Genomic DNA, 11,231 nt, shown 5'->3' with positions numbered 1-11,231 from the left:
TGTTCACTGTGAATCCGGCCGTTCCGTCCAGTAAGCGCAGTGCCGCGAAGTCCACCGGCAAGTCCGCGGGAAAGATTGTCTCCTGGCGTGAGGTGGAACCCGCCCCGGTGGTACTGCTCAGCGGCCCGGAAGATTATCTGGCCGGCCGCGCCATGGAGCGGATCCGCGCTACCCTGCGCCAGGACCAGCCGGACACGGAAATCGTTCGCCTGGACGCGGCAACCTATGCCGCCGGCGAACTGATGCTGCATTCAAGCCCGTCGCTCTTCGGTGAGGCCAAACTCATCGAGGCCTCGAATCTTGCCGCCATGAACGATGAGTTCCTGACCGACACGCTCGCGTATCTCACGGACACCGCACCCGACACGGTGCTGGTGCTCAGCCACGGGGGCGGCAACCGCGGCAAGAAGCTCCTGGATGCGGTCAAGGCCGCCGGAGCTCCAGTGGTGGAGTGCCAGCCGTTCAAGAAGGACGCCGAGAAGCTGGACTTTGTGGCCCAGGAATTCAAAGCCGCCCGACGTCGGATCGACCCGGCAGCCTCCCGCGCCCTGGTTGCCGCAGTGGGCTCCAAACTGGCGGATCTGGCGGCAGCCTGCCGGCAGTTGATCAACGACGCATCCGGCGAGATCAGCGAAGAACTCGTGGAGAAGTACTACGGCGGCCGGGTGGAGGCCACCGCCTTCAAGGTGGCCGATGCAGCGCTGGCCGGACGCGGGGGACAGGCACTGTCCATGCTGCGCCACGCCCTGGATACCGGCGTCGATCCCGTTCCCCTGGTGGGCGCGCTGGCCATGAAGGTGCGGGCCGTGGCCAAGGTGGCGAACCTGCGCGGCTCCTCGGCGTCCATGGCGAAGGAACTGGGCATGGCGCCGTGGCAGGTGGACCAGGCGCGGCGCGACGCCCAGCACTGGTCGCAGGAATCCCTCATCAAAGCCGTTCAGGTGCTGGCTGAAGCTGATGCACAGGTCAAGGGGGCCGGACGCGATCCCGTATACGCCGTCGAACACGCCGTGACAGTCATCTCGCTCGCTGCCGCCGGACGCTGACCGGCCCCGGCGAAAGCCGGGACCCCTGCCACTGGCTAAGGCCCGCCGCTTAAAGCAGTCTGGCCGGCCCCCGAAGGGACCGGCCAGACCGATAAGACTAATGCAAGAACAACGCCTTAGAGCGCGTTGACCTTCTTGGAGATGGCCGACTTGCGGTTGGCAGCATTGTTCTTGTGGATAACACCCTTGCTGACAGCCTTGTCCAGCTTGCGGCTGGCAGTGGCCACTGCTGCGACTGCTGCATCCTTGTCGCTGGCCTTCAGGGCAGCGTCAACGGAGCGGATTGCGGTCTTCAGCTCGGACTTCACCGAGTTGTTACGCATGCGCGCCTTCTCGTTGGTGAGGATGCGCTTCTTCTGGGACTTAATATTGGCCACTTATATAAACTCTCTTTGTATTGCGGACTTGGTCGGTGAGGGAATTTCAGCCCAGACATTGACTGAGCGGCGTGGGGATACCGTAATGGCGCCTGAACTGAAGTGCCCGTCGACCTGCGCGGACACACAGCAATAAATGTTAGCAGAACTTGGGCCCGAAGGCCCATTGGCCGGGACAAGCGGCCGACGGCGGGGCTTTCCCCCGGTGCGAGGCCCGGCTCAGCGGGGTACAGGCAATCAGTTCCGGGCAGTAAAGCGTGAGGAGACGCGCTGAAACGCTGCGGCGGACATAATCGATCCCTGCCGCCTTACCGCAGCCGGATCCAGCTGCAGCACGCGGTCCAGCTTGACCTCGCTCGGCCGGCCCTGGCTGTCCCAGGGCCCGGTGCCAACATCCACGTAGTCCGGATCGGACTCCCGGCCGTTGTTGCGGTCCCGGGTGGTCATCATCAGGGCGAGCAGCCGCGAGCCGGTGCGGCCAATCAACAGCACCGGACGGTCCTTGCCCTGGGAATAGTCGTCCTCATAGGGAACCCATGCCCACACCACTTCGCCCGGATCGGGGGATCCGTCCGGCGACGGGGCGTAAACGGGAGTGACCTTGCCCCGGTAGTCGCCCGGGTAGGCAGATGAGTTGGACGCCGGTTTCGGTGCTGGAGACTTCTGAACCGGCGGTTTCCGGGCCGGCGACTTCTTCGCTGCCGGCTTCGGAGCGGCGGTCTTGTTTCGGGTGTTGGACGAACCGGGGTTGGAACGGCCCGGCTTGGTCGAGGTTCCGGTACCCGCCGAGGGGCGCGTCAGCAGGCGGATGGCCGAGCGGGCCAGGGAAAGAAGGGAGCGGTTGGAGAAGGACATGAGCCCACGCTATTACGTTCTGCGGTTCCAGCGCGGGCTGGCATTCGTGGGAGACTGTTAATTCAGCAGTTAAACCACCAGGAAAAACGATGAACCGCGCCTTGTCCGGTTCCGGCACGCGGCCTGCGCCGCAGCCGCCGTGAAGTCCTGTGAACAGTAAAGGAACCGCCACAGTGTCACCTATGGCCCGCTTCTCACCGGTGCCTGCCGCGACGGATCCGGCGATCATCAGAAACTTCTGCATCATCGCCCACATCGACCACGGCAAGTCCACCCTGGCCGACCGCATGCTTCAGTCCACCGGCGTCGTCGAGCACCGGAACATGAAGGCCCAGTACCTGGACCGCATGGACATTGAGCGCGAACGCGGCATCACCATCAAGTCGCAGGCCGTGCGCATGCCGTGGGAGGTCGACGGCGAGTCCTACGCGCTGAACATGATCGACACCCCCGGCCACGTGGACTTCACGTACGAGGTATCCCGTTCCCTGGCCGCGTGCGAAGGCGCCGTGCTGCTCGTGGACGCTGCCCAGGGCATCGAGGCCCAGACCCTCGCGAACCTGTACCTGGCCATGGAAAACGACCTCACCATCATTCCGGTCCTCAACAAGATTGACCTCCCGGCAGCGCAGCCGGAAAAGTACGCCGAGGAACTGGCAAAGCTGATCGGCGGCGATCCGGCGGACGTCCTGAGGGTCTCCGGCAAGACCGGTGTTGGCGTCGAAGCCCTGCTGGACCAGATCGTCCGCGAGATTCCGGCACCGCAGGGTGACCCCAATGCTCCCGCCCGTGCCATGATCTTCGACTCCGTCTATGACACCTACCGCGGCGTGGTCACCTATGTCCGCGTGATCGACGGCTCGCTGTCTCCGCGTGAACGCATCCAGATGATGTCCACCCGGGCCAGCCATGAACTCCTCGAAATCGGTGTCAGCTCGCCGGAACCCACCCCGTCCAAGGGCCTGGGCGTCGGCGAGGTGGGCTACCTGATCACGGGCGTGAAGGACGTGCGGCTGTCCAAGGTTGGCGACACCGTCACCAACCTGGCCAAGCCTGCCGCTGAATCACTGCCCGGTTACGCCGACCCCAAGCCCATGGTGTTCTCCGGGCTGTACCCGATCGACGGCGCCGACTATCCGGTGCTGCGCGACGCGCTGGAAAAGCTGATGCTCAACGATGCCGCGCTGGTCTACGAACCCGAGACATCGGCGGCGCTGGGCTTCGGCTTCCGCGTGGGCTTCCTGGGCCTGCTGCACCTGGAAATCACGCGTGAACGGCTCGAACGCGAGTACAACCTGGACCTGATCTCCACTGCGCCCAACGTGGAGTACGAGGTGACGCTCGAGGACAAGAAGGTCGTCACCGTCACCAACCCCAGCGAGTACCCCGAAGGCAAGATCAAAGAGGTCCGCGAGCCGATGGTATCGGCCACGATCCTGGCCCCCAACGAATTTGTCGGCGCCATCATGGAACTGTGCCAGGCCCGCCGCGGCGTCCTGGGCGGCATGGACTACCTCTCCGAGGACCGGGTGGAAATCCGGTACCGCCTCCCGCTGGCCGAGATTGTTTTCGACTTCTTCGACATCCTCAAGTCCAAGACCCGCGGCTACGCCTCGCTGGACTGGAAGGCCGACGGCGAACAGGTGGCCGACCTGGTCAAGGTGGACATCCTGCTCCAGGGCGAACAGGTGGACGCCTTCAGCTCCATCACGCACAAGGACAAGGCCTACTCCTACGGCGTGATGATGACCGGCAAGCTGCGCGAGCTCATTCCGCGCCAGCAGTTCGAGGTCCCCATCCAGGCTGCCATCGGCTCCCGGATCATTGCCCGCGAATCCATCCGCGCCATCCGCAAGGACGTGCTCGCCAAGTGCTACGGCGGTGACATCAGCCGTAAGCGCAAGCTGCTGGAAAAGCAGAAGGAAGGCAAGAAGCGCATGAAGATGGTGGGCCGCGTGGAAGTTCCGCAGGAAGCCTTCGTGGCAGCACTTTCCTCCGACGAGTCCAAGGACAAAGCCAAGAAGTGACACCCAGCGCACTACCCCTCGGAGACCCGGCACCCGCCGACGGTCTCCTGCCCGCCCAGGCAGCGGACGGAGCGGCGGACCGGAATTTTGGTCTGTATGTCCACATCCCGTTCTGTTCCGTCCGCTGCGGCTACTGCGACTTCAACACCTATACCGCCACGGAGCTGGGCGGCGGTGCTTCGCAGGCGGCCTACGGCGGCACTGCGGAGCAGGAAGTCCGGTTCGCTGCGCGCGCACTTACGGCCTCCGGACTGCCGCACCGTCCGCTGAAGACGGTGTTCTTTGGCGGCGGTACGCCCACGCTCCTGCCCGCGGAGGACCTGACGGGCATCCTGAAGACGGCCATTGATGCCTGGGGGCTGGAACCGGGCGCGGAGGTCACCACGGAAGCCAACCCGGACTCGGTGACCCCGCAGTCCCTGCAGCTGCTGGCTGACGCCGGGTTCACCCGCGTGTCTTTCGGCATGCAGTCCGCCGTGCCGCACGTGCTGGCAGTGCTGGACCGCACCCACACGCCGTCGCGCGTTCCGGAGGCAGTGAAGTGGGCGCGCGACGCCGGACTGAACGTGAGCGTTGACCTGATTTACGGCACGCCGGGGGAGTCCCTGGAGGACTGGAAGGTTTCGGTCAACGAGGCGCTGAGCTACGAGCCGGACCATATCTCCGCCTACGCCCTCATCATCGAAGAGGGCACGAAACTGGCCGCACGCATGCGCCGCGGTGAAGTGCCGCCGATCGACGACGACGACCACGCGGACAAATACCTCGTGGCCGACGAGCTGATGACGGCGGCCGGACTGTCCTGGTACGAGGTCAGCAACTGGGCGCGTACACCCGCGGACCAGTGCCGGCACAACCTGGCCTACTGGCGCAGCGACGACTGGTGGGGCATCGGCCCGGGCGCCCATTCCCACGCCGGCGGCGTGCGCTGGTGGAACGCCAAGCATCCCACCGCCTACGCCCAGCGGATCGCCGCGGGGGAGTCACCCGCCGTCGGACGCGAAACCCTGGACGCAGAAACCCGGTACGTGGAAGATGTCATGCTGCGCACCCGCCTGGCTGAAGGCCTGGAACTGTCCCGGCTCAAGGATTCGGGCCGGCTCGCCGTGGCGGGTTTGATGGCCGACGGTTTGGTGGACGCGAAGGCCGCCCTGACCGGCCGCGTGCTGCTGACGACCAAGGGTCGCCTGCTGGCGGACGCCGTCGTCCGCCGCCTGCTTCCGGACTAGGTCCTGCTGCCGGACTGATCCAGTCCCGGCCTTACTGGATGCGGCGCAGGTTCAGCGGGTAGCGGTAAGGCCGTCCGCGGTTGCATTCAATGCCGGCGACCACTGAGGAAACCGCGATGGCAACCCACAGCAGGGCGTTCAGGATGGCGAAGACCCAGCCGATCACCGGAATGAAGGACAGCAGCCAGGCGACCATGGCGATGATGGTGGGAGGAAGCGTGAAGTTCAGCGCTTCCTTGGATTCCTGCGCCGTGAACGGGCCGCGGTCGCGGAATACCAGGTAGATGATCATCGAGGGGATGAAGCCCAGAATGCCGCCGAAGTGCGCCATGGTTGCCCACTGGCGGTCCTCTGAAGCGGTGAGGGGCAGCGCGTTGGCCGGTGCGCCCTGATAGGGGGGACGCTGGGCCGCACCCCGGTCGTCGGGGCGGTGCTGGTCATTTTGACGGATGTTCGACACTGCTGTTTCCTTTTGACTCTGGACGCCTGGCCCGGTGCGCCGGTGCGGACTGGGGCCGTCCGGCTGCTGCATATCTCATCTAGGTTACTGGCTGGAGGAGCTCCAGCCCGCAACGGCACGGCGGTGGAGCCGCTAAGGGACGGTCAGGAAGTCGATAACTTCCTCCACCCGCCCCAGCAGCGACGGCTCCAAATCGGCATATGAACTGACGCTGCCCAGCAGTTTCTTCCAGCCCATGGCAACGTCGGTGTGGTCCCGGTGCGGCCAGCCCAGGCCTTTCAGAATGCCCGTTTTCCAGTCCTCGTGGCGGGGCACCACGGGCCAGGCTGCCAGGCCGATGGTCTGCGGCTTGATGGCCTGCCACACGTCCACGTACGGGTGGCCCACAATCAGCACGTTCCCGCGGGCACCCGGAACGGCCATGGCTTCGGCAGCTATCCGGGACTCCTTGGACCCGGACACCAGATGGTCCACCAGGATGCCCAGCCGGCGTCCGGGGCCCGGGCTGAAATCCTTTACAGCGGAGGCAAGATCATCCACGCCGTGCAGGGGCTCGACGACGATGCCCTCCACGCGCAGATCATCACCCCACACCTTTTCCACCAGTTCCGCGTCGTGCTTTCCCTCCACCCAGATGCGGCTGGCCCTCGCGGTGCGCGCCCGGACGTTGTCCACCCGGACAGAGCCCGACGCCGTCCGCCGGGACACCGGGGCCGCAGCCTTGACGGCCGGAACCACCTCCACGGGCTCCCCGTCCAAAAGGAATCCGAAGCCCAGCTCGAAGGACTTCGTCTTGCCGCGCCGGTCCTCCAGGACCATCAGGTGCAGGCCGCCGGACTTCTCGACGCGCACCACGGCACCAACCCAGCCGCTGTGCACGTCTTCAAGTACGAGCCCGATCTCGGCGCCGACTTTGGGCAATACCCGCCGGGCCGGGGCGCTAATGTCCTGCGGGCCCCACGAAAAATTCGACACGGGTGTATCCCTCACTCTGATTGCGGTTGGTTCCTGCGCGGATTCGGCACGTGCGGGCACGGGCTCCTCAATGCTAGCAACGCCGCCGATCCGTATTAGACTTAGCACTTGGGCAGGGTGAGTGCTAACCAGCCCGGCGCCAATCCGCATGCCTGTTCGGAACCGCTGTCAGGACACTCAGCACCGGCAGGACATCAGCAAGGGAGGGAAAACCATGAGTGAACCACGCAGACTCGAGGTGCTCCGGGCCATTGTTGAGGATTACGTGCATTCGCGCGAACCCGTTGGATCCAAAGCACTGGTGGAACGCCACCAGCTGGGAGTGTCCAGCGCCACCATTCGAAATGACATGGCGGCCCTTGAAGAAGAGGGCCTGATTGTCGCACCTCACACTTCCGCCGGACGCATCCCCACCGACAAGGGTTACCGCCTTTTCGTGGACCGGATTTCAGACGTCAAACCATTGTCCGCCGCCGAGCGCAAGGCCATCCAGACCCTGCTCGAGGGTGCAGAGGATCTCGATGACGTCATGGAACGGACCGTCCGGCTGCTCTCGCAGCTAACCAACCAGGTGGCTGTGGTGCAGTATCCGCATCTCGGCAACGCCAAGGTCCGCCACATCGAATTTGTCCTGCTGGCGCCGGCCCAGGTGCTGGTGGTCCTGATTTCCACCACCGGACGGGTGGAGCAGCGTGTCATCACGGTTCCGGACCAGGTGACCGAGCCGGACCTGCTGGAGCTGCGGCAGCATTTCCTGTCCGCACTCAGCGGCACGCCGCTGACCCGGATAACCGGACAACTGGCCGACTGCCTCGTCCAGGTTCCCGCCCCGAAGAGGCGGAATGCCGCGGCGCTGGCGCACTGTCTGGAGCAGCTGGCCGGAATCAACCGGGAAGACCGCATGGTCATGGCCGGCACCGCCAATCTGGCCCGTTCCACAGTAGACTTTCCACTGACGATAGGCCCCATCCTGGAGGCACTTGAGGAACAAGTCGTCATGCTTCGGTTGTTGTCGGAAATGGAGCAGGACGCCAGAGGTGTCTCGGTGCGGATTGGACGGGAGAACCCGCATGGATCCCTTTCAGAGGCATCAGTCGTAGCCACCGGTTACGGACCCGATTCTTCGGCAAAGGTGGGGGTGCTCGGACCAACCCGCATGGACTACCCCAACACCATGGCCACAGTGCGCGCCGTGGCCCGTTATCTTTCCCGAATACTGAACAACTAAAAAACGTTAGACGAATACAGCAGCATTACGCCGGTTGCCGCCGCCCGCGGGCGACAGCAGCCGGTGGACGCCTCCGGACGGAGGGCGGCGCGGTAACAACGCGGATACTGCCAATTACAGGAAGCGATGTGCACGAGTGAGCGATCACTACCAGGTCCTGGGTGTCGGACGCGACGCCACGGGCGAAGAAATCAAGAAGGCGTACCGGAAGCTTGCCCGCAAGCTTCACCCGGACGTTAACTCTGCTCCCGGAGCGCAGGACGAGTTCAAAGCCGTCACCCACGCCTATGAGGTGCTCGCGGACCCGCAGAAACGCCGCATCTATGACACCACCGGCAACGAGAACGGCAACGACAACGGCTTTGGCGGCGGCGCCGGCTTCGGTGGCCAGAACTTCGGCTTCCAGGACATCTTCGACACCTTCTTTGGCGGCGGCGGAGGCGGCGGCCGGGGACCGGCTTCACGGACGCGCCGCGGCCAGGATGCCCTCATCAATGTGCGCATCGATCTGAAGGATGCCGTCTTCGGCACCAACAAGAAGATCGAGGTCGACACCGCGGTCACCTGCCCCACCTGCGACGGAAGCTGCTGCCAGCCGGGAACCTCACCCCGGACCTGCGACATTTGCCACGGATCCGGCCAGGTACAGCGTGCCGTGCGCTCCATTCTCGGCCAGGTTATGACCAGCGCGCCGTGCGGGTCCTGCCAGGGCTACGGAACCGTTATCCCGGACCCTTGCCACGAGTGCGCCGGCGAAGGCCGCGTGCGCAGCCGCCGTACCCTGAACATCAAGATTCCCGCCGGTGTAGCCACCGGCACCCGCATCCAGCTGGGCGGACAGGGTGAAGCCGGTACGGCCGGCGGACCCCAGGGCGACCTGTACGTGGAAATCCGGGTAAATGCCGATCCTACGTTTGTCCGCGAAGGCGATGACCTGCACGCCACACTGACCGTGCCCATGACGGCGGCGGCGCTTGGGTCCTCCATCAACTTCGAGACGTTCGACGGCGACCGGGAGATTGCGGTTAAGGCCGGCACTCAGTCCGGTGAAGTCACTACCCTCAAGGGACTTGGCGTGACCCATCTGCGCGGCTACGGCAGGGGAGACCTGCTGGTCCACCTGCACGTGGAAACCCCGCAGAAGCTGGATGCGGAGCAGGAAGAACTGCTGCGCAAGCTGGCGCAGCTGCGCGGTGAGGAATATGCCGAGGGTCGTCTGGCCGGCAGCGGCACCGGCGTCTTTGCCCGGCTGCGGGACCGCCTGGGCAACCACTGACATGACCAACCCGATCTTCTTCGGTGACCCGGATGCCGTCCGGGCCGCCGGGGCCGGTTCCCTTTTTGTCCTCGAAGGGGCTGAAGCCCACCACGCAGTTGCCGTGAAACGCCTGGCGCCCGGGGAACCGGTGGATATCGTGGACGGGTTCGGGCGCCGGCTCACGGGTACGGTTGCCGCTGCCGGGCCGTCCCGGCTGGAGGTTGCGGTGGAGTCCGTCACCGAGGAAAACGAAGCGGCAGATACGCTGCTGCTGGTTCAGGCCCTCGCCAAGGGGGGCCGGGACGAGCAGGCCGTTGAGGCAGCCACCGAGCTGGGCGTGCAGGCGGTGATTCCGTGGCAGTCCGAGCGGAGCATCGTGCGCTGGCGTGCCGACAAAGCTGCCAAGGGGCAATTGAAGTGGCAGGGCATCCTCACGGCGGCGGCCAAGCAGTCCCGCCGGTCCCAGATCCCGGTAGCCGAAGAAGTGCTCGATACCAAGGCGCTGGTGCGCAGGCTGGCGGATGTTGACCTGGTGCTTTTGCTTCATGAAGAGGCCGACGGCGCGCTGGTACCGGCGGTGGAGCAGGCACGGCGCCGCTGCGGCGGCCGGCCGCTGAGCATTGCCGTGGTGGTGGGACCCGAAGGGGGAATCAGCGGCGCTGAAGTTGAGCTGCTGCGTTCCGAAGGGGCCGTGGCGGTCCGGTTGGGGCAGCACGTTCTTCGTTCATCCACCGCAGGTCCGGCGGCGCTGGCCGTCCTGAATTACGCGCTCGGACGCTGGTAAAGCCGGGCTAATTCACGTCGGAATACACGGTGACGCGTTTGGAGTCCTCATCGGCCCGTTCAGCCCCGTGGAAAACGCTTACGCTGTATTCGCCCGGCGCCAGATCAACGCTGAAACTGTAGAGGGATGTGCCGCCGGTGGGTGCCTCCAGTTCGGCATAACCGGTCTGGACGGCATCCTCGGCTGGCCGGCCGTCAACAATCGGCTCGACACGCCAGGACACCTGGCCGCCTTCCGACACTGCGGTTCCGTGAACCCGCAGCGAAGGGCCGGTTCCGTCCCCCTGCTGCGGATCAATGATCCAGATCGGGGCCATCAGTGAAGCATCCCGCTGGAGCTGCCCTTCCAGGCGCTCATGCCCGAATGCCCGGTAACCTGCTTTGCCGTCCACCAGAAGGACCACTGAGGGCTCATACTTCACCGTGGTAAGCCCGGCGTTTGAAGCCGCAGCGGTTGCCGTATACACGAGCTGCTGGACGGCGCGGTGCGCCATGCCGGCATCGAGGGAAGTCTTGAAAGCGTCCGAGGAGATATCAACCGTGATCACGTTCTTGCCGGATATTGAGGCTGTGACGCTGCCGGCTTTGCTCCAGGGATTGAAGTAATCCGGATCAGCCGGTTTGTCGGACGTCATGGCAACTACAGCCTCGACTATCGGATCACCGCTCGTTTCGCTGGGCTGGAACTCCCGGTAGAGGTGAACATTTGAACCGTTCACTCCGAGCCAGTAGACCGGAAGGCGTCCCGGCGCCGGCTTTCCTTCCGAAGGAGCCGTAACGCTCAGCGGGGCGGACACGGAACCTGCAGCCTCGTCAAAGGGCGTAGGCATGGAGGTGGTGGGGGTGGCTGCGACTACGCCGCAGCCACTGAGGAGGAGCGAAGATGCTGCGAGCAGGCCCAGGGCGATCCGGCGGTGCGGCAGGCGCCGTTGCGGTGCTTCATGCAATTTTCTGTCCTCCTTTCGCTGAACGGTCATCCCCAGCTTGGCACAT

Annotated in this window: 11 protein-coding genes; 6 read left to right on the top strand and 5 right to left on the bottom strand. The window is 64.9% G+C overall.

All coding sequences use genetic code 11. The annotated features are described in order from the left end of the window. Positions 1 to 8 precede the first annotated feature (8 nt). A complete protein-coding gene (gene holA / locus CXQ89_RS10505) occupies positions 9 to 1,046 on the top strand; it encodes a DNA polymerase III subunit delta (protein ID WP_372434130.1) in 1,038 nt (345 codons plus the stop codon). Positions 1,047 to 1,162: 116 nt separating this feature from the next. On the opposite strand, the gene rpsT is transcribed toward holA, so the two are convergent. Both rpsT and CXQ89_RS10495 read right to left on the bottom strand, forming a co-directional pair. After that, on the bottom strand, positions 1,163 to 1,423 hold the full coding sequence (gene rpsT, locus CXQ89_RS10500) for a 30S ribosomal protein S20 (protein WP_104054078.1): 261 nt from the start codon (positions 1,421 to 1,423) through the stop codon (positions 1,163 to 1,165). 237 nt (positions 1,424 to 1,660) lie between these two features. Next, positions 1,661 to 2,278, bottom strand: a complete 618-nt coding sequence (locus CXQ89_RS10495) for a type II toxin-antitoxin system PemK/MazF family toxin (protein ID WP_104161190.1) — start codon at positions 2,276 to 2,278, stop codon at positions 1,661 to 1,663. A gap of 173 nt (positions 2,279 to 2,451) precedes the next feature. On the opposite strand from CXQ89_RS10495, the gene lepA reads away from it, so the two are divergent. After that, the gene (gene lepA / locus CXQ89_RS10490; protein ID WP_181032291.1) at positions 2,452 to 4,305 is read left to right on the top strand and encodes a translation elongation factor 4; all 1,854 of its coding nucleotides are present in this window, start codon (positions 2,452 to 2,454) and stop codon (positions 4,303 to 4,305) included. Continuing rightward, positions 4,302 to 5,534, top strand: a complete 1,233-nt coding sequence (gene hemW, locus CXQ89_RS10485; RefSeq protein WP_104161189.1) for a radical SAM family heme chaperone HemW — start codon at positions 4,302 to 4,304, stop codon at positions 5,532 to 5,534. The genes lepA and hemW overlap by 4 nt, the downstream gene beginning before the upstream one ends. A gap of 31 nt (positions 5,535 to 5,565) precedes the next feature. Here hemW and CXQ89_RS10480 read toward each other — a convergent pair whose 3' ends face one another. Continuing rightward, a complete protein-coding gene (locus CXQ89_RS10480) occupies positions 5,566 to 5,985 on the bottom strand; it encodes a DUF4870 domain-containing protein (protein WP_258060080.1) in 420 nt (139 codons plus the stop codon). A gap of 141 nt (positions 5,986 to 6,126) precedes the next feature. Beyond that, complete coding sequence (locus CXQ89_RS10475) at positions 6,127 to 6,969, bottom strand: DUF3097 domain-containing protein (RefSeq protein ID WP_104054083.1); 843 nt, start codon at positions 6,967 to 6,969, stop codon at positions 6,127 to 6,129. 214 nt (positions 6,970 to 7,183) lie between these two features. On the opposite strand from CXQ89_RS10475, the gene hrcA reads away from it, so the two are divergent. From hrcA to CXQ89_RS10460, 3 genes are all read left to right on the top strand, one after another. Then, positions 7,184 to 8,197, top strand: a complete 1,014-nt coding sequence (hrcA, locus tag CXQ89_RS10470) for a heat-inducible transcriptional repressor HrcA (protein WP_104103747.1) — start codon at positions 7,184 to 7,186, stop codon at positions 8,195 to 8,197. Between the two features lie 136 nt (positions 8,198 to 8,333). Continuing rightward, positions 8,334 to 9,473 (top strand): molecular chaperone DnaJ, encoded by a 1,140-nt coding sequence (gene dnaJ / locus CXQ89_RS10465; protein ID WP_104054085.1) that lies wholly within the window; start codon positions 8,334 to 8,336, stop codon positions 9,471 to 9,473. Between the two features lies 1 nt (position 9,474). Continuing rightward, positions 9,475 to 10,239, top strand: coding sequence for a 16S rRNA (uracil(1498)-N(3))-methyltransferase (locus CXQ89_RS10460; protein ID WP_104161188.1), 765 nt, complete (start codon positions 9,475 to 9,477; stop codon positions 10,237 to 10,239). A 7-nt stretch (positions 10,240 to 10,246) separates the two neighbouring features. Here CXQ89_RS10460 and CXQ89_RS10455 read toward each other — a convergent pair whose 3' ends face one another. Then, positions 10,247 to 11,185, bottom strand: coding sequence for a GerMN domain-containing protein (locus CXQ89_RS10455; RefSeq protein WP_181032290.1), 939 nt, complete (start codon positions 11,183 to 11,185; stop codon positions 10,247 to 10,249). Positions 11,186 to 11,231: the final 46 nt, after the last annotated feature.

The organism is Arthrobacter sp. ZGTC212 (assembly GCF_002929255.1).
Taxonomy (GTDB): Bacteria; Actinomycetota; Actinomycetes; order Actinomycetales; family Micrococcaceae; genus Arthrobacter_B; species Arthrobacter_B sunyaminii.
Note: the sequence above shows the minus strand (reverse complement) of the source record. Positions and strands in the feature narration are given on the sequence as shown.

What these genes read in the sequence shown, in the direction of transcription:
- CXQ89_RS10495 (WP_104161190.1), bottom strand. Translation starts at nt 2,278, where the DNA reads ATGTCCTTCTCCAACCGCTCCCTTCTTTCCCTGGCCCGCTCGGCCATC.
- hrcA (WP_104103747.1), top strand. Translation starts at nt 7,184, where the DNA reads ATGAGTGAACCACGCAGACTCGAGGTGCTCCGGGCCATTGTTGAGGAT.
- CXQ89_RS10460 (WP_104161188.1), top strand. Translation starts at nt 9,475, where the DNA reads ATGACCAACCCGATCTTCTTCGGTGACCCGGATGCCGTCCGGGCCGCC.